This is a genomic window from Miltoncostaea oceani, from assembly GCF_018141545.1.
Classification (GTDB): domain Bacteria; phylum Actinomycetota; class Thermoleophilia; order Miltoncostaeales; family Miltoncostaeaceae; genus Miltoncostaea; species Miltoncostaea oceani.
The window spans coordinates 270,024-287,694 of sequence record NZ_CP064356.1; the positions used below are offsets into that span (position 1 = coordinate 270,024).

Annotated in this window: 16 protein-coding genes; 2 read left to right on the top strand and 14 right to left on the bottom strand. The window is 74.8% G+C overall.

Going from position 1 to position 17,671, the window contains the following annotated elements; all coding sequences use genetic code 11:
• Nucleotides 1-19: 19 nt before the first annotated feature.
• From IU369_RS01310 to IU369_RS01345, 8 genes are read right to left on the bottom strand one after another with little or no spacing between them, the layout of a single operon-like run.
• A complete protein-coding gene (locus IU369_RS01310) occupies nucleotides 20-1,261 on the bottom strand; it encodes a M20 family metallo-hydrolase (RefSeq protein WP_217922760.1) in 1,242 nt (413 codons plus the stop codon).
• Nucleotides 1,258-1,995, bottom strand: coding sequence for a (S)-ureidoglycine aminohydrolase (gene allE, locus IU369_RS01315; protein WP_217922761.1), 738 nt, complete (start codon nucleotides 1,993-1,995; stop codon nucleotides 1,258-1,260). Before allE ends, IU369_RS01310 begins: the two co-directional genes overlap by 4 nt.
• Nucleotides 1,992-3,320 (bottom strand): allantoinase AllB, encoded by a 1,329-nt coding sequence (gene allB / locus IU369_RS01320; RefSeq protein WP_217922762.1) that lies wholly within the window; start codon nucleotides 3,318-3,320, stop codon nucleotides 1,992-1,994. Before allB ends, allE begins: the two co-directional genes overlap by 4 nt.
• Nucleotides 3,317-3,805 (bottom strand): 2-oxo-4-hydroxy-4-carboxy-5-ureidoimidazoline decarboxylase, encoded by a 489-nt coding sequence (gene uraD / locus IU369_RS01325; RefSeq protein WP_217922763.1) that lies wholly within the window; start codon nucleotides 3,803-3,805, stop codon nucleotides 3,317-3,319. The genes allB and uraD overlap by 4 nt, the downstream gene beginning before the upstream one ends.
• Nucleotides 3,802-6,048: a molybdopterin cofactor-binding domain-containing protein gene (locus IU369_RS01330; RefSeq protein WP_217922764.1), complete on the bottom strand. Its 2,247-nt coding sequence runs from the start codon at nucleotides 6,046-6,048 to the stop codon at nucleotides 3,802-3,804. Before IU369_RS01330 ends, uraD begins: the two co-directional genes overlap by 4 nt.
• Complete coding sequence (locus IU369_RS01335; protein WP_217922765.1) at nucleotides 6,045-7,394, bottom strand: 8-oxoguanine deaminase; 1,350 nt, start codon at nucleotides 7,392-7,394, stop codon at nucleotides 6,045-6,047. Before IU369_RS01335 ends, IU369_RS01330 begins: the two co-directional genes overlap by 4 nt.
• Nucleotides 7,391-7,858, bottom strand: coding sequence for a (2Fe-2S)-binding protein (locus IU369_RS01340; RefSeq protein WP_217922766.1), 468 nt, complete (start codon nucleotides 7,856-7,858; stop codon nucleotides 7,391-7,393). The genes IU369_RS01335 and IU369_RS01340 overlap by 4 nt, the downstream gene beginning before the upstream one ends.
• The gene (locus tag IU369_RS01345; RefSeq protein WP_217922767.1) at nucleotides 7,855-8,721 is read right to left on the bottom strand and encodes an FAD binding domain-containing protein; all 867 of its coding nucleotides are present in this window, start codon (nucleotides 8,719-8,721) and stop codon (nucleotides 7,855-7,857) included. Before IU369_RS01345 ends, IU369_RS01340 begins: the two co-directional genes overlap by 4 nt.
• Nucleotides 8,722-8,781: 60 nt before the next feature.
• Between IU369_RS01345 and pucL the strand changes: the two genes are divergently transcribed.
• Nucleotides 8,782-9,657, top strand: a complete 876-nt coding sequence (gene pucL, locus IU369_RS01350; protein WP_217922768.1) for a factor-independent urate hydroxylase — start codon at nucleotides 8,782-8,784, stop codon at nucleotides 9,655-9,657.
• Complete coding sequence (gene uraH / locus IU369_RS01355; protein WP_217922769.1) at nucleotides 9,654-9,971, top strand: hydroxyisourate hydrolase; 318 nt, start codon at nucleotides 9,654-9,656, stop codon at nucleotides 9,969-9,971. Before pucL ends, uraH begins: the two co-directional genes overlap by 4 nt.
• Nucleotides 9,972-9,975: 4 nt before the next feature.
• Here the strand turns inward: uraH and IU369_RS01360 are convergent, their stop codons facing one another.
• The 6 genes from IU369_RS01360 to IU369_RS01385 all read right to left on the bottom strand — a co-directional run bounded on the left by IU369_RS01360 (nucleotide 9,976) and on the right by IU369_RS01385 (nucleotide 17,632).
• Nucleotides 9,976-12,486 (bottom strand): ABC transporter permease subunit, encoded by a 2,511-nt coding sequence (locus tag IU369_RS01360; RefSeq protein ID WP_217922770.1) that lies wholly within the window; start codon nucleotides 12,484-12,486, stop codon nucleotides 9,976-9,978.
• Nucleotides 12,483-14,048 carry an ABC transporter ATP-binding protein gene (locus IU369_RS01365; RefSeq protein WP_217922771.1) on the bottom strand — a complete coding sequence of 522 codons (1,566 nt, stop codon included), beginning with the start codon at nucleotides 14,046-14,048 and terminating at the stop codon, nucleotides 12,483-12,485. The genes IU369_RS01360 and IU369_RS01365 overlap by 4 nt, the downstream gene beginning before the upstream one ends.
• 27 nt (nucleotides 14,049-14,075) lie before the next feature.
• On the bottom strand, nucleotides 14,076-15,128 hold the full coding sequence (locus IU369_RS01370) for a BMP family lipoprotein (RefSeq protein ID WP_217922772.1): 1,053 nt from the start codon (nucleotides 15,126-15,128) through the stop codon (nucleotides 14,076-14,078).
• Between the two features lie 118 nt (nucleotides 15,129-15,246).
• Nucleotides 15,247-16,530, bottom strand: a complete 1,284-nt coding sequence (locus IU369_RS01375; protein ID WP_217922773.1) for a thymidine phosphorylase — start codon at nucleotides 16,528-16,530, stop codon at nucleotides 15,247-15,249.
• Nucleotides 16,527-16,928 (bottom strand): cytidine deaminase, encoded by a 402-nt coding sequence (locus IU369_RS01380; protein ID WP_217922774.1) that lies wholly within the window; start codon nucleotides 16,926-16,928, stop codon nucleotides 16,527-16,529. The genes IU369_RS01375 and IU369_RS01380 overlap by 4 nt, the downstream gene beginning before the upstream one ends.
• Nucleotides 16,925-17,632 (bottom strand): HAD family hydrolase, encoded by a 708-nt coding sequence (locus IU369_RS01385; protein WP_217922775.1) that lies wholly within the window; start codon nucleotides 17,630-17,632, stop codon nucleotides 16,925-16,927. Before IU369_RS01385 ends, IU369_RS01380 begins: the two co-directional genes overlap by 4 nt.
• Between the last annotated feature and the right edge of the window lie 39 nt (nucleotides 17,633-17,671).

The window sequence follows — 17,671 nt, forward strand, 5'->3', positions numbered from 1 at the left end:
CCGGCCCCGGCCCCCGGGGTCAGCCGGCGAGCCTCCGGAGGGCGCCCGCCAGGACGCGGACGCCGTCGGCGATCTCCTGCGGGGAGCTGTACTCGTCGGGGCGGTGGCTGATGCCGTCCCTCGACGGGATGAAGACCATCGCGGCGGGGCAGATGCGCGCCATGAAGACGCAGTCGTGGTACGCCCGGCTCACCATCCGCATCGCCGGCAGGCCGGCCTCGGCGCACGCCTCCTCGATCGCCGCGAGCACCGCGGGTTCGGAGGTCGCGGGGCCGTCCGCGTTGAGGATCTCCTCGCGGTGGGTGACGCCCTGCGCGGCCGCGGCGTCGCGGGCGGCGGCGCGGACCCGCTCCAGCACCGCGTCGCGGCGCGCCTCGTCGGTGTCGCGGATGTCGATGTCCAGGCGGACGTGCCGGGGGATGCTGTTCACCGCCGCCGGCTCCAGCGTCAGCAGGCCGACGGTGCCGACGGTGTCCTCCGCGCCGCTGCCGCGCGCCTCCCGGTCGACGGCGCGGATCACGTCCGCCGCCGCCACCAGCGGGTCGTGGCGGTCGCGCATCAGCACCGCGCCCGCGTGGCCGCCGGCGCCCGACAGCTCCACGCGGAGGGTCGCCGGGGCCGCGATCGCGGTGACGACGCCGATCGGGACCCCCGCCGCCTCCAGCAGGGGGCCCTGCTCGATGTGGAGCTCCACGAACGCGGCGTAGTCCCCCGGGGCCAGGCGCGCCGCCGCCACGTCCCCGCCGACCCCCGCCGCCGCGCGGGCCTCGTCGAGCGTGAGGCCGTCGGCGTCGCGCAGCCGCCCGAGGCGGGCGTCGTCGACCACCCCGGCCAGCACCCGGCTGCCGAGGCACCCGAACGCGAAGCGCGTCGGCTCCTCCGCGGTGAACATGATCAGCTCGACCGACCGGACCGGCCGCACGCCCGCCGCCATCAGGGCGCGGATCGCCTCCAGCCCGCCGAGCACCCCCACCACGCCGTCGAACCGCCCGGCGTCGGGGATCGCGTCGATGTGGGACCCCGTCGCGACCGGGGCCGCCGCGGGGTCCGTCCCCTCCCACCGGCCGATCACGTTGCCGATCGCATCGACCCGCACCTCCAGCCCGGCGTCGCGCATCCGGTCGGTGAGCCACGCCCGCGCGCGCAGGTCGGTGTCGGTGAACAGCACCCGCGTCACCGACGGGTACGGCGTGTCGGAGATCCGGGCGAGCTCCTCGATCTCGGCGTCGAGGCGGGCCCCGTCGACCGGGACGGCGCTCACGCCATCACGTCCCGGTTCCAGTCCTTGTAGATGAGGTAGCTCGCGGGGCCGGTCCCGTACGCGCAGCACCACTGGGGGCAGAACGGCCCCATCCAGATCGCGTCGCCCGCCGCCACCGGGTACCACGCGTCGCCGAGCCGGTAGACCAGCGACCCCTCCAGCACCAGCAGGCCGTGCTCCATCACGTGGGTCTCGACGAACGGCAGGGACGCGCCGGGGTCGAAGGTCATGATGTTCAGGGCCAGGTCGAGCGCGGGGTCGTCCGGCAGGAGCTGGGTGACGCGCACGTGCGGGTCGCCCAGGAAGTCCACCGGCGTCGTGCGGGTCGCGTCGCCCACCACGGGACGCCCCCGGGGCGCGCCCGCCAGCGCCACGTGCGGCTTGTCGATGACGCAGATCCGCCCCGCCCCCGCCGCGGTGAGCGTGTGCGCGTCGCCCGGCGGGATGTACGCCACGCCGCCCGGGCCGAGCTCGTACCGCCGCCCCGCCGCCTCCAGGGCGACGGCGCCGCTCACCACGTACACCGCCCGCCCGCAGCCCTCCGCCGGGGGGCCGGCGACCGCCCCCGCCACGACGGTGACGAGGGCCATCGAGAACCGCGCCCCCATCGCCGGCGCGACGAGCTGCACGTGCTCCGCCCCCGTCCACCCCGGGACGGGCCCGGCGACGTGGGTCTCGGGGGCGATCACCGCGTGGTCGCGGCGCACCACCGTCCGTGCGTGGGGGCCGGTCACGGCGCCACCACCGCCGGGCGCACCAGCCGCCCGCGGGCGGGCGCCCCCGGGTCGGCGCCCTCGCCCCACACCGTCACGCCCCGCAGCAGGGTGCGGACCACGCGGGCCGTCAGGCGGTGCCCGGTGAACGGCGAGTGGCGGTGCCGGTACTCCCAGTCCGCGGCCTGCGGCTCCCACGCCGCGCCGACGCGGACGATCGCGAGGTCGGCGTCCGCGCCGGGGGCGATGCGGCCCTTGCCCGGCAGGCGCAGGCGCGCCGCCGGCACGGCGCTCAGCAGGTCCGCCATCCGGCCGGGACCGACGCCGTGGCCGGGTCCGTGCGTGAGCATCAACGGCAGCGTCGACTGCGCCCCCGAGATCCCGCCCCACACCGCGAACATGTCGTCCCCCTCCTTCATCCCGGGCGGCCCCGGCGAGTGGTCCGAGGCGACGAGGTCGATCGCGCCGCCGCGCACGCGCTCCCACAGGGCCCGCTGCTCGGCGGATGATCGCAGCGGGGGGGCGCACTTGGCGAGGGCGCCGATCCGCGCGGCGTCGTCCTCGTCGAGGGTCAGGTAGTGGGGGCACGTCTCGCAGGTGGCGTCGACCCCGCGGGCCCGTGCCTCCGCCACCAGGTCGGCGCCGCCGGCGCTCGACACGTGCACGACGTGCAGGGAGCACCCGGTCTCCTCCGCGAGCCCGAGCGCGACGCGGATCGCCGCGAGCTCGGCCTCGACCGGTCGCGACGCCACCCAGTCGCGCATCGAGCGCCGCCCCTCGGCCCGCGCCCGGTCGCCGAGGCGGGCCGTCAGGACCGGGTCCTCCGCGTGGACCGCGACCGGCAGGCCGAGCGCCGCCGCCCGCTCCATCCCGCGTCCCAGCGTCTCCGGGTCGGCGGCGGGGAACTCGTCGACCCCGCTCGGGCACATGAACGCCTTGAAGCCGACGACGCCCCGCTCCGCCAGCGCGTCCATGCCGCCGAGCCCGCCCGGCACCAGGCCGCCCCACAGCGCGAAGTCGATGCGGGCCCGCCCCCGCGCGGCGGCGACCTTCGCGTCGAACGACGCGGCGTCGAGCGTCGGGGGGATCGCGTTCAGGGGCATGTCGACGGCGCACGTGACCCCGCCGGCCGCGAGCGCGCGCGTGCCGGTGTCGAAGCCCTCCCAGTCGGCGCGGCCGGGGTCGTCGAGGTGGACGTGGATGTCGACGCCGCCGGGCAGCACCATCGACCCGCGGGCGTCGATCTCCTCGCGGGCGGGGCCGAGGCCCTGGCCGACGGCGGTGATGACGCCGTCGCTCACCGCCACGTCCTCGGCCGCGCCGCGCACGACCAGGTCGTGGGTCACGCGGCGTCCCGGATCCGGAGGTCCATGATCGCGACGATCTCCTCGACGGCCCGCGCCCGCTCGGTGGCGGCGTCGTGGGGGAGGCGCTCCTCGTAGTCGCGCAGGATCCCCGCGACGTCGCGGCCGCGCACGCAGATGACGAAGGGGAAGCCGAAGCGGGCGCGGTACGCCGCGTTGAGCCGGGTGAAGCGCGCCAGGTCGCCGGGGGTGAGGCGGTCGAGGCCCGCGGAGCGCTGCTCCCCGGCCGACTCGGGGGTGAGGTCCCCGTCGAGGACCGCCCGCCCCGCGAGGTCGGGGTGGGCCCGGATCAACGCGAGCTGGTCGCCCTCCGGCGCCTCGCGCGCCACGCGGGCGAACGCCGCGGCGACGTCGTCCACGCCGGCGAACGGGCCGAGCTCCCACGCGCGCTCCGCCACCCACGGGGACCCCTCGGCGACGCCTCCCAGCCGGGCGAGGAACGCCGCCCGGTCCCCCGCGCCGCTCACCCCTCGACGCCGGCGACGGCGGCCGGCGTGAGGGGCACGCGCGGCAGTTCGCGGCCGGTCGCCGCGCGGACGGCGGCCACCACGGCGGGGGTGGACGCGATCGTCGGCATCTCGCCGACCCCGTTCAGGCCGTACGGCGCGTGGGGGTGCGGCGTCTCGCTGATGCGCATCCGGACGGGGGGCATGTCGAGCACCGTCGGCACCAGGTAGTCGGTGAACGACGCGTTGCGCAGGACCCCGTCGCGGAGCTGGATCTCCTCCATCAGCGCGAGGCCGAGGCCCTGGGCGATGCCGCCCTCGATCTGCCCCTCCAGCGCGAGCGGGTTCATGATCCGGCCGACGTCCTGGGTCGTCGCGATCTCGACGGCGCGCACCAGGCCGAGCTCGCCGTCGACGTCGCAGACCGCCCGGTGGGCGGCGAAGGCGAGCGCCACGAGGGAGTCGCCCTGGCCGGTGGAGGGGTCGAGCGCCTCGGTCGGGCGGTGCCGGAAGACGGCGGTCTCCTCCACCGGGCCGTCGAGAAGCAGCGCCTCGAGGGCGACCGACTCGTCGCCCGGGGCGCCCCGCTCCGCCAGCCGGGCCCGCACCATCTCGCAGGCGAGCCGCGCCGCGCCGCCGGTCATCCAGGTCTGGCGCGACGCCGACGTCGAGCCGGCGGAGCCGACGTCGGTGTCGGCGGGCAGCACGATCACCTTCTCCACGTCGAGCTCGGTCCGGACGATCTGCTCCAGCACCGTGATCAGGCCCTGCCCGACCTCGGCGGCGGCGGTGTGCACCTCCGCCCGCACGCCCTCGTCGTCGAGGGACAGCCGCACCCGCGCCGTGGAGAGGTCGTCGAAGCCCTCCGCGAACGCGATGTTCTTGAACCCGACGGCGAAGCCGACGCCGCGCCGGGTGCCCTCGCCGTGGGTGCTGTTCGACACCCCGCCGGGCATCTCGCGCAGGTCCACCGGGATGCTGCGCTCCGACATCGGCAGCGGCATCGCGCGGAGCGACTCGAGCAGCTCCCGCACCGGGGCGGGGCCGTCGACGAGCTGCCCGGTGGGCAGGCGCATCCCCGGCTCCAGGGCGTTGCGCAGCCGGATCTCGACGGGGTCCATGCCGAGTTCCGCCGCGAGCCGGTCCATCTGCGACTCGTGCGCGAACGCGACCTGGACCGCGCCGAACCCCCGCATCGCCCCGCAGGGCGGGTTGTTGGTGTACGCGACGTACGCGTCGATGTGGGCGCTCGGCACGTCGTAGGGGCCGCAGGCGAACGTGGCGGCGTTCGCCACCACCGCCGTGCTGCTCGACGCGTAGGCGCCGCCGTCGAGCACGATGCGCGCCGTCACGTAGCGGAGGCGCCCGTCGCGGTCGGCGCCGTGCTCGTACTCCATCCGCGCGGGGTGGCGGTGGACGTGCCCGTAGAACGACTCCTCCCGCGAGTACATCATCTTCACGGGGCGGTTCGTGCGCAGGGCGAGCATCGCGACGTGCACCTGCATCGACAGGTCCTCGCGTCCCCCGAAGGCCCCGCCGACGCCGGCGAGGTGCAGGCGCGTCTGGGCGAGCGTCAGGCCGAGGCTCGCGGCCACCTGGCCCTGGTCGACGTGGAGCCACTGGGTGGCGATGTGCAGGTCGACGCCGCCGTCGGGGCCGGGGATCGCGAGCGCCGACTCGGGGCCGAGGAACGCCTGGTCCTGCATCCCCACCTCGTACACGCCGCGGACCACCACGTCGGCGCTCGGCGCCGACGCGCCGTGGCGGATGGGGACGTGGCGCAGCAGGTTGCCGCCGGGGTGCAGCGGCGGGGCGTCCGGGGAGAGCGCGGCCTCGGCGTCGGTGAGCGGCGTCGCCACGTCGTAGTCGACGGCGATCAGCGCGGCGGCGCGGCGGGCGGTCTCGGGGTGGTCGGCCGCGACGATCGCGACGGGTTCGCCCTGGTACCGCACCCGGTCGATCGCGAGGACCGGCTGGTCGGCGATCTCCATCCCGTACGTCGGCCGCCCCGGCACGTCGTGGTGGGTCAGCACCGCATGGACGCCCGGCACCGTCACCGCGGCGGACACGTCGACGCCGCGGATGCGGGCGCTCGGGTGGGGGCTGCGCAGCGTCGCCCCCCACAGCATCCCGTCGCCCTGCAGGTCGGAGGCGTAGGCGAACTCGCCGCGCGCCTTCGGCGGGGCGTCGGGGCGCAGGACGCTCTCGCCGATGCGGCCGCGCTTCAGCTCGCGCCGGGTGCGGGTGATGCGGGTGGTGCTCACACCGCCATCCGCGCGCTCGCCAGGGCCGCGCCGCGGCCGACCTCGTCGGGGTCCGCCGTCACGAGGCGGCCGTCCTCCACCACCGTCCGGCCCGCGACGAGCACGTGGGCGGCGTGGCGCGGCGGGCCGAGCACGAGGGTCGCGACGGGGTCGGCGATGCCGGCCTGCCCGGGGTCGGCGACGGGCCAGAGGGCGATGTCGGCGAGCTTGCCGGGCTCCAGGGAGCCGATCTCGTCGTCCCGGCCGAGGCACCGCGCGCCGTGGATCGTGCCGAGGGCGAGGGCGGTGCGCGCCGTCATCGCGGCGGGGCCGCCCCGCAGGCGGGCGACGAGCAGCGCCTGGCGCATCTCGACGGCCATCTCCCCCGACTCGTTCGACGCCGCGCCGTCGACGCCGAGGCCGACGGCGACGCCGGCGCCGAGCAGGTCGGCCACCGGGCCGATCCCCGTCCCGAGCCGCGCGTTCGAGGACGGGCAGTGCGCGACCCCCGTCCCGGTCGCGCCGAGGCGGGCGATCTCGGGCGGGGACAGGTGGACGCAGTGGGCCAGCCAGACGTCGGGGCCGAGCCAGCCGAGGTCGTCGAGGTACTCCACGGGCCGCACCCCGTACGTCTCGAGGCAGAAGGCCTCCTCCTCGACGGTCTCCGCGAGGTGGGTGTGCAGGCGCACGCCGTGGCGCCGCGCGAGCTCCGCCGCGTCGCGCATCAGCTCCCCCGTCACCGAGAACGGCGAGCACGGGGCGACCGCGATCCGCAGCATCGCGCCGGGCGCGGGGTCGTGCCAGCGCCCGATCGCGTCCTCGGTGGCGGCGAGGATCGCGTCGCGGTCCTCCACCACCTCGTCCGGCGGGAGCCCCCCGTGGGAGCGCCCGAGGTCCATCGAGCCGCGGCACGGGTGGAAGCGCAGGCCCACCTCCCCCGCTGCGCGGATCGTGGCGCCCAGGAGGTCGCCGCCGTCGCGGGGGAAGAGGTAGTGGTGGTCGGTGCTCGTGGTGCAGCCCGACGTCGCGAGCGCGGCCAGCGCCGCCCGCGCGGCGTGGAACGTGATCTCCTCGTCGATGCGCGCCCACCGGGGGTAGAGGGCGGTGAGCCAGCCGAAGAGGGTCTCCTCCTGGGCGTACCCGCGGGTCGACCACTGGTAGAGGTGGTGGTGGCAGTTGACGAGGCCGGGGGTGGCGAGCAGGTCGCGGCCGTCGATGCGGCGGGCGCCGGGGGCCGGTGGCGGGGCCCCGGTGCCGAGGGCGGCGATGCGCTCGCCGTCGGTGAGGATCCAGCCGGAGTCGTGCTCGGTGCCGGCGGCGTCGACCGTGGCGATCGCGCAGCCCTCGATGAGCACGGCGTCGCTCACCCGGTGCTCCGCGCCGAGGCGAGCCGCACCGCGTCGAGGATCTTCTCGTAGCCGGTGCAGCGGCAGAGGTTGCCGGCGAGGGCCTCCCGGATCTCCGCGTCGCCGGGGGAGGGGGTGCGGCGCAGCAGGTCCTCGGTGGCCATGATCAGGCCGGGCGTGCAGAAGCCGCACTGGATCGCGCCGGTCTCGACGAACGCCTGCTGCACCACCCCGAGCTCGCCCGGGGGCGCGAGGCCCTCCACGGTCGTGACGACGCGGCCCTCGGCCTGGCGCGCCAGCACCAGGCACGAGCACACGAGCACGCCGTCGAGGGTGACCGAGCACGAGCCGCACTCTCCCTGCTCGCATGCGTTCTTCGCGCCGGGCAGCCCGAGCCGCTCGCGCAGCACGTACATGAGGCTCTCGCCCTCCCAGAGGCCGTCGACCTCGTGCACCTCGCCGTTGACCGAGAGGGTGAGCCTCACGCGGCGAGCTCCTCCCAGCACCAGCCGAGGGTCCGCCGGCCGAGCACCGCGAGCGCGTGGCGGCGGTAGGCGGCGCTGCCGCGGACATCGTCGATCGGCTGGGCCGCCGCCCCGACGAGCTCGCCGAACCGCGCCGCCGCCGCGTCGCCGATCGGCGTGCGCCGCTCCCACAGGTCGCCCTCGTCGAGGACCCCGGTCAGGAACTCCTCCGCCGCGGTGGCGCGCACGACCGTCGGGGCCGCCGAGCCGATCGCGGCGCCCACCGTGCGCGCCTCCGCGTCGAGCGTCAGCGCGAACGAGCAGACCGCGATCACCATGGCGTTGCGGGGCCCGACCTTCGCGAACTGCTGGGGTCCCCGCGCCGCCGGCAGCCGCACCGCGGTGATCAGCTCGTCGGGGGCGAGCGTCGTCCGCTTCGGCCCGGTCATGAACGCGCCGATCGGGACGGACCGGGCGCCGGTCGCCGACGCCAGCTCGACGTGCGCGCCCGCCGCCACCAGCGGCGGCAGCGCGTCGCCGGCGGGCGAGGCGGTGGCGACGTTCCCGCCGATCGTCCCCCGGTTGCGGATCTGCGGCGACCCGACGGTGCGGGCGGCGATCGCGAGGCCGGGTGCGAGCGCCCCGAGGGAGTCGACGAGGCGCGTGTGCGTGACGCCCGCGCCGATGACGAGGTCGTCGCCGTCGCGCTCCAGCGTCGCGAGCTCCTCGAGCCGGGTGAGGTCCATGATCCGCTCGGGCCGGCGCCGGTCGAAGTTGATCTCGACCATCAGGTCGGTCCCGCCCGCCAGGGGCAGCGCCTCGGGGTGGGCGGCGCGCAGGTCGAGGGCCTCGGCCAGGTCCCGGGGCTGGAGCGTGGTGTCCAAGTCCGGGAGGATACGATCGCGCGACCCCGTTGGCGAGTGGCCCGTCGGCCAGGGAGCGCCATGACCGAGTACGCGATCACCTACGGAAAGACCGGGGTCCCCGTGTACCGGCACGAGGCGACCCCCCTCGCGGGCCTGCGGGCGCTGCCCGAATCGGAGTCGCGGGGCCGCCCGAACGCCCTGTTCGCCGCCCGCGTCACCGTCGAGGTGTTCGGCGACAACTTCCTGCCGTCGTACACCGCGGGCGACAACTCGATGGTCGTCGCGACCGACAGCATCAAGAACCTGATCATCCGCGAGACGGGTTCGTGGACGGGCGCGACGCTGGAGAGCCTGCTCGAGCACCTCGGCGACCACCTCCTCACCGGGTACCCGCAGATGGAGGCGGTGCTGGTCTCCGGCCGGGAGATCCGCTTCGACCCCGCCGGGCCGGAGGGGTCGCTGCACGCGCGGGTGGAGGGCGACCACGCCACCGCCGAGCTGCGCCTGGTGCGCGCCGGCGACGGGGTCGCGATCGACGACCTGCGGTGCGCGCGGATGGACATGTCGCTGCTGAAGCGCACCGGCAGCGCCTTCACGGCGTTCGTCCGCGACGACTACACGACGTTGCCGGAGCGCCGCGACCGCCCCCTCTGGGTCGGCCTCGACGTCGCGTGGCGGTACGCCGACCCCCGGGACGCGCTCGGCGCCGACCCCTCCCGGTACGTCGACGCCGGGCAGGTCCGCGACGTCTGCGCCGCGGTGTTCGAGGAGTTCGTCAGCGAGTCGATCCAGCACCTCGTCCACGAGATGGGGCTGCGCCTGCTGCGTCGCTTCCCGGAGGTCTCGGAGGTCTCCTTCGAGGGGCGCAACCTGACCCGCGACCCCGTCGTCCCCGGCGTCTACACCGACCCGTTCCCCGCCCACGGCACGATCACGCTGACGATGCGCCGGTGAGCGGCCGCATCACCACCCACGTGCTCGACACGGCCCGCGGGGCGCCGGCGGCCGGGATCCCGGTGGCGCTCCGCCGCGACGGGGCGGTCGTGGCGACCGCCGTGACGAATGCGGACGGCCGCACCGACGCCCCCCTCCACGAGGGGCTCGAGCCCGGCGCCTACGAGATCACGTTCTCGGTGGGGGCGTACCTCGCGGGCGAGGGCTTCCTCGACGAGGTGCCGGTGCGCTTCCGCGTCGACGACCCCTCCGCCCACCACCACGTGCCCCTCCTGCTCAGCCCGTGGTCGTACACCACCTACCGGGGGTCCTGAGCCCTCAGCTCCGCACGTAGGGGATGCCGACCGCGGCGGGCGGCTTCGGACGGCCGATGATGCCGGCGACGGCGATCAGCGTCAGCACGTAGGGGAGCGCCTCGAAGAGGATCGCGAGGGAGTCGGAGTAGACCGGCAGCCGCTGCGCGATGGCGCTGGACGCGCCGAACAGGAGGCAGGCGAGGAACAGGCCCTTCGGGCGCCAGTTGCCGAAGATCAGCGCGGCGAGGGCGATGAACCCGGAACCCGCGGTCATGTTCTCGCTGAAGGAGTTCACGAACCCGATCGACAGGAAGGCGCCGCCGAGCGCCGCGAGGACGCCGGACAGGAGCACCGCCGTGTACCGGATCCCGTAGACCGACAGGCCGACCGTCTCGGCCGCGCGGGGGTGCTCGCCGACCGACCGCAGGCGCAGCCCGAACGGCGTCCGGAAGAGGACGTAGTACGAGACGGGCACCATGATCAGCGCGACCCAGATCAGCAGGTTCATGGTCCCGAAGGCGCGGCCGAAGAACGGGACGTCGTCGAGGAACGCGAGGTGGACGTCCGGGATCTGGGGGATGCCGCCGGGGGTGCCCTCCGGCCCGTAGATGTCGACGAACAGGTACCCCGTCAGGCCGACCGCCAGGAACCAGATGGCGGTGCCGCTCAGGATCTGGTCGGCGCGGAAGTGGATGGAGGCGACGGCGTGGATGCCCGCCAGCACCGCGCCGGCGATGACCGCGAGGATCACCCCGGCGACCCACGATCCGAACTTGTCGGCGCCGAGGATCCCGAAGAACGCGCCGACGAGGAGCATCCCCTCGAGGCCGATGTTGACGACGCCGCTGCGCTCCGAGAAGAGGCCGCCGAGCGCCGCGAAGATCAGCGGTGTGGCGAAGCGGAGCATCGACGCCGTCAGCGCCGACCACACGAAGACCGACTCCAGGTTGGAGACGCTCGACTGGGTCGCCATCACGCCGAGGGTGCCGCCGATCAGGGCGAGGCCGATCCCGATCCCGCCCATCCGCCGCGGGCCGCGCCACGCCGTCCACCCCGCGAGGGCGAGGGCGATCAGGCCGATGACGATCGGCACGGCCGGCTGGCGCACCGTGAACGGCGGCACGGCGACCACGAACGCCACGACGGCGAGGAAGATCCCCGCGAGCCCGATCGCGCGCTCGGCGGTCGGCACCCGGTCGCGCGCCCACGCGCCGAGGCGCGCGGACAGGGGCGGCGCGGCGGGCAGCTCGATCTCGGTGGCCTGCAGGGCCGCCACCCGGGCGGTCGCCGGCATCCTGCCGCGCCGGCGGAACGTGGGCATCCGCAGGTTCGGTATCGGCCGTCCGCGGCGGTTCCAGAGCCAGAGGATCAGGACGTCCAGGCCGATGAACAGCAGCACCAGCGCCTGGATCATCGTCGTCAGGTTGCCGGCGAGCTGCGGCGCGAAGACCTCGGGGTCGAGGCTCCGGGTGGAGGTGCCGTACAGCAGGGCGCCGAACAGGAGCGACGCGAAGGCCGTCCCGATCGCGGTGTTGCGGCCGAGCAGGGCGCAGGCGATGCCGATGAAGCCGATGTCCGAGAACTGCACGTCGAGCGTTCCGAGGCGGTACTGCCAGCCGAGGATGTCCATCGCGCCGCCGAGCCCCGCGAACGCGCCGCTGATGGCCATGGCGAGGAAGTAGCTGCGGCCGACGCTGATGCCGCCGTAGCGGGCGGCCTCGGGGTTGCGCCCGACGGCGCGGACGCGGAAGCCGAGGGTGGTGCGGTTGAGGATCGCCCAGTAGGCGACGAGCGCGAAGATCGCGAGGACGATCCCGAGGTGCAGGCCCTGCAGGAGCTCGTCGCCCCAGATGACGGGGAGCTTCGCGTCGTCGACGATGTCGTTCGAGATCGGGACGCTCGGGTTGACGTCGTTCTGCAGCGGGCCGCCGATGCCGAACAGGTACGACCCGACCCAGTAGGCGACCCAGTTGAGCATGATCGTGGTGATCACCTCGTGGGCGCCGACGGTGGCCTTCAGGATCCCGGCGATGCCCGCCCACAGGGCCCCGGCGAGGGCGGCGAGCACCATCGCCAGGACGATGTGCGCCGGCCCCGCGAGGCCCGCCCACGACGACCCGACCCACACCGACACCACCGCGCCGACGGTCCACTGGCCCTGGCCGCCGATGTTGAAGAGCCCGCAGCGGAACGCGAAGGCCACCGCGAGCGACGTGAAGATCAGCGTCGTCGTGATGATCAGCGTCTGCTGCAGGTTGAACGCGGCGGCCTCGCGCTCGATGCCCTGCACCCACGGGAAGAACCAGTTGAGGCCGGTCCCGTTGAAGATCCCCTTGTAGGTCGTCAGCGGGTTGTGGCCCGTCGCGGCGACGACGACGCCGCCGATCAGGAACGCGAGGACCGTCGTCGCGATCGCGGTGAGCACGCCCCCGGCGCGCGGCGCGAGCAGCCCGTAGAGGCCGCCGCGGTCGCCGGGCTCCGGCGGGGGGAGCTGCTGCGGCGGCGGCAGCGGCGGCGGGGCGGTGGTGCTCACGACGGCATCGGCGTCCGGCCGCCGAGCATCGCGCCGCCGAGCGTCTCGCGGTCCACGCCGGGCGCGAACTCGGCGACGATACGGCCCTCGTAGATCACGAGGATCCGGTCGGCGAGCGACAGGACCTCCTCGAGCTCCAGCGAGACGAGCAGGATGGCGCGACCCTCGTCGCGCTCGGCGACGAGGCGTTTGTGGACGTACTCGATGGCGCCGACGTCGAGGCCGCGGGTCGGCTGCGAGGCGACGAGCACGGCGGGGTCGCGGGAGACCTCGCGGGCGATGATCACCTTCTGCTGGTTGCCGCCCGACAGGGACGTGGCGTGCGCCTTGACGCCGCCGCCGCGCACGTCGAACTCGGTGAGGAGCGGCGCGGCCTCCTGCTCCATGCGGCGCGGGAACAGCCAGCCGTGGCGCGACGACGGCGGCTTGTCGAAGTCGTGCAGCGCCATGTTCTCGGCGAGGGTGAAGTCCATGACCAGGCCGCGGTGCTGGCGGTCGGTCGGGATGTGCCCGACACCCGCCTCGAGCACGGCGTGCGGCGTGGCGCCGGTGATGTCGCGGCCGTCGGCGGTCACCGTCCCCGACGTCGGCGCCCGCAGGCCGGTGATCGCGTCGATCAGCTCCGCCTGGCCGTTGCCGTCGACGCCGGCGATGCCGACGATCTCGCCGGCCCGGACGTCGAGGGACAGGCCGCGCACCGCCTCGAGGCCGCGGTCGTCGTGGACCACCAGGTCGCGCACCTGGAGGCGGGCCTGCGCCGGCGCCGACGGGGCCTTCTCGATGGAGAGCACGACGTCGCGGCCGACCATGAAGCGCGCGAGGCTCTGCTCGGTCGCGCCGGCCGTCGCCTCCGTCGCGATGTACTTCCCGCGCCGCAGGACCGTGACGCGGTCCGCGATGTCGAGGACCTCGTTGAGCTTGTGGGTGATGAAGATGACCGACGTGCCCTGGGCGGTGAGGCTGCGCAGGATGCCCACCAGCTCGGTGGCCTCCTGCGGCGTCAGCACCGCCGTCGGCTCGTCGAGGATCAGGATGTCGGCGCCGCGGTAGAGCGCCTTCAGGATCTCGACCCGCTGCTGCATCCCGACGGTGATGTCCTGCACCAGCGCGTCGGGGATGACGGCCAGGCCGAACCGGTCGGAGATGGCCTTCACCCGGCCCTCGGCCTGCGGGGTGTCGAGCAGGGGGCCGCGGTGCGGCTCGACGGCGAGCACGATGTTCTCGGCGACGCTCATGACCGGGACCAGCATGAAGTGCTGGTGGACCATGCCGATGCCGAGGGCGATCGCGTCGCTCGGGGAGCGGATCGCGACGACCTCGCCCCGCACCCGGATCTCGCCCTCGTCCGGGGTGGTGAGGCCGAACAGGATGTTCATCAGGGTGGACTTGCCCGCCCCGTTCTCGCCGAGCAGGGCGTGGACCTCGCCCCGCCTCAGGTCGAACGAGACGTCGTCGGACGCGACGACCCCCGGGTACCTCTTGGTGATGTGGCGCAGTTCCAGCACCGTCTCCCCCGGCGCGCGTGGCGCCGGGGGAGCGTGCGGGGCGATGGGCCGGTCCACGGCCACGGTGGGCGGCCCGGTCTCCGGCTAGAGCTCGTCCGGGACCGTGACCTCGCCGTCGATGATCTGCTGCTTGAGCGCGTCGAGCTCGTCGAGCAGCTCCTGCGGCACCTCGTCGCTGGTGGTGCCGAGGGCGACGCCGTCGTTGGCGAGGTTGAACGTCGCGTCCTCGCCACCCTTGAAGGTCCCGTCCTGGACGGCCTGGATCGTGTCGAACACCGAGGTGTCGACCCGCTTCACGGCGCTGGTCAGGATGTGCGGGCCGAGGTCGGACTGGTCGCGATCGACGCCGACGCCCCAGACACCCTCGTCCTCGGCCGCCCACAGGGCGCCGAGGCCGCAGCCGCCGGCCACCTGGAAGACGACCTGCGAGCCCTTCGAGATCTGGTCGAGGGCGCGCTCCTTGCACTTCGCCTGGGCGACGAAGTCCTGGGAGTAGTCGATCAGGACCTTCGTGTCCGGGTTCGCGGCGAGCGCACCGGCCTTGTAGCCCGCGATGAAGATCGTGACGGTCGGGATCTCGAGACCGCCGACCGCGCTGATGACGGGGGCCTTGCCCGGCGTCTTCAGCTCGGCCATCTTGGCCGCGAGGTAGCCCACGAGGTAGCTGTTCTCGTTGGTGGCGAAGGTGAGGCCGCGGACGTTCGGCGGCGTGCCCTTCAGGTCGGCGTTCGGGAAGTCCACGATCGCGAAGTTGCTCTCGGGGAACTGCGTCGCGACGGTGCTGACCGCATCCGCCATCAGGAAGCCGACGCCGACGGTCAGGTCGTAGTCGTCGCGCGCGAGCGTCGCGAGGTTCGCGATGTAGTCGCCGGCCGCCGCGGACTCGATCGGACGACCCTCGACGCCCAGCTCCGACTGCGCCCGCTCCAGGCCCTCGAGGGCCGACTGGTTGAACGAACGGTCGTTGAACTTGCCGACGTCGCTGACGAGGCCGGCCTTGATGTCCGACGTCGGCGTCGACGTCGTCTCACCGGCCCCCGACCCCGAATCGTCGTCGTCTCCGCAGGCGACCACCATGCCGAGCGCCGCCACGACGGCGACCACCCCGGCGAGGACCCTCCAGCGTCGTGCTCTCATCGCCACTCCTTGATCGCCCGCGCGCCTTGTACGTGCGGAGCCATGTCCCGTAGCGCGCTTTTATACAGCCTCGGGGGCGGCGGCGATACGGCCCCCGCGACACGGCGTGACAGGCGGGTCAGCGCGCCGCGATGCGCTCCCGCACGCGCGGCCCCGGCGTGGGGGCGACGGCGCCGATGCGGACGGCCCCGGCGAAGGCCTCGGCGCCGGCCGCCATGTGCGCCGCGTCGTCCGCGTGGAGTTCCGCGAGAACCTGACCCCGGGACACGGTGTCGCCCGGGGCGACCCGCAGCACGACGCCGGCGCCGGCGCTCACGGGGTCCTCCTTGCGCGCGCGGCCGGCGCCGAGCCGCCACGCGGCGACCCCGACCGGCATCGCGGCGACCGCCGCGACGACGCCGTCCGCGTCGGCCCGGACCTCCTCGACGAGCGGCGCCACCGGGAGGGGCGCATCGGGGTCGCCGCCCTGCGCCCGGACCATCCGCCGCCACCGGTCCATGGCCCGGCCGTCGGCGAGGGCCGCCGCCGGGTCGGCGTCGATGCCGGCGAGGGCGAGCATCTCGCCCGCCAGCGCGAGGGTCACCTCGACGACGTCCGGCGGGCCGCCGCCCTCCAGCACCTCGAGCGACTCCCGCACCTCGAGGGCGTTGCCGGCGGTGAGGCCGAGGGGCGCGTCCATGCCGGTGATGAGGGCCGTCGTGCGGACGCCGTTGGCCTCGCCGATGCCCACCATCGTGCGGGCGAGCGTCCGCGCGTCGTCGAGGTCGCGCATGAACGCGCCCTCCCCCGTCTTGACGTCCAGCACGAGGGCGTCGGTGCCCTCCGCGATCTTCTTGGACATGATCGAGCTCGCGATCAGCGGGATCGACTCGACGGTGCCGGTCACGTCCCGGAGGGCGTAGAGCTTGCGGTCGGCGGGCGCCAGGTCGCCGCTCGCCGCGCAGATGGCGGCGCCGATCTCGGCGAGCTGCCCGACGAACTCCTCGTTGGTGAGGGCCGTGCGGAAACCGGCGATCGACTCGAGCTTGTCGAGGGTGCCGCCGGTGTGGCCGAGGCCACGGCCGGAGAGCTGCGGGACGGCGGCGCCGCAGGCGGCGACGAGCGGGCAGAGGGGCAGGGAGATCTTGTCGCCGACCCCGCCGGTCGAGTGCTTGTCGACCGTCGGGAAGGGGACGGCGGAGAGGTCGAGGCGCTCGCCGGAGCGGATCATCGCGTCGGTCCAGGTGGCGAGCTCCCGCGGCCCGAGGCCGTGGTGGAAGATCGCCATCAGCAGCGCCGACGCCTGCTCGTCGGCGACCTCGCCGGCCGTGTACGCGGAGAGGAACCAGTGGATCTGGTCGTCCCGCAGCTCGTGCCCGTCGCGTTTCGCGCGGATGACGTCGACGGCGGAGTGGGTTCTCATCGGCCGGATCGCGTCCCGAGGTCGTCGGGGCCGAACGCGCCGGGCAACAGGTCGCCGAGCGTGACCGGCCCGTCGTCGCCGTCGAGCAGCAGGCCGGGGCCCCCGTGCTCGAAGAGGAGCTGGCGGCAGCGCCCGCACGGCGCGAGTGGGCGGCCGTCGCCGGCCACGACCGCGACGGCGACGAGGCGCCCGCCGCCGCTCGCGCGGAGGTCGCTGACGAGCCCGCACTCGGCGCAGAGGCCGAGGCCGTAGCAGGCGTTCTCGACGTTGCACCCGCGCACGACGCGCCCGTCGTCGGTGAGCCCGGCGGCGCCGACGAGCACCCCCGAGTACGGCGCGTACGCCCGGTCGGTCATGGCGCGGGCCGCCTCCCGCAAGGCCTCCCAGTCGGGGGTCACGTCGCCGTCCCGGACAGCGCCGCCACCGCGGCGGGCGCCTCGCGGATCTCGCGGACCCGGGCGAGGCGCGGGTGCGACTCGTCGACCTCGGCCCGCTCGAACTCCCAGGTGACGTGGTACGGCACGTGGACCCCGGCGCCGCCCAGCTCCAGCACCGGGGCGATGTCCGACTTCACGGAGTTGCCGATCATGCAGAACCGCGCGGGCCGCGACCCGAGGCGGGTCAGCACCCGCGCGTAGGTGGCGGGGTCCTTCTCGGCGACGACCTCGACCGCCTCGAACAGCTCCGCGACGCCGGAGGCGGCGACCTTCGACTCCTGGTGGAAGAGGTCGCCCTTGGTGATGAGCACGAGGCGGTGGCCGTCGCCGAGCTCGCCGAGGGCGTCGGCGACCCCGTCGAGCAGCTCGACGGGGTGGCTCATCAGCTCCTTGCCCATCTCGATGATGCGCTCGATCTGCTCACCGCCGACGCGGTTGCCGGTGAGGGTGAGTGCGGTCTCGATCATCGACAGCGTGAAGCCCTTCACGCCGTACCCGAAGACCGCGAGGTTGCGCCGCTCCGTCGCGAGGAGGGCCTGGTGGACGTCGTCCCCGTCGACCCACGGCTCCAGCAGCTCGACGTAGCGCTGCTCGGTCACCGCGAAGTGCCCCTCGCTGTGCCAGAGGGTGTCGTCCGCGTCGACGCCGATGACCTCGATGCCCATGGGCCTCAGTGTAGGGGCGCCGATGGCCCGCGCCCGCGC

What these genes read in the sequence shown, in the direction of transcription:
- pucL (WP_217922768.1), top strand. Translation starts at nt 8,782, where the DNA reads ATGACCGAGTACGCGATCACCTACGGAAAGACCGGGGTCCCCGTGTAC.
- IU369_RS01370 (WP_217922772.1), bottom strand. Translation starts at nt 15,128, where the DNA reads ATGAGAGCACGACGCTGGAGGGTCCTCGCCGGGGTGGTCGCCGTCGTG.
- IU369_RS01375 (WP_217922773.1), bottom strand. Translation starts at nt 16,530, where the DNA reads ATGAGAACCCACTCCGCCGTCGACGTCATCCGCGCGAAACGCGACGGG.
- IU369_RS01385 (WP_217922775.1), bottom strand. Translation starts at nt 17,632, where the DNA reads ATGGGCATCGAGGTCATCGGCGTCGACGCGGACGACACCCTCTGGCAC.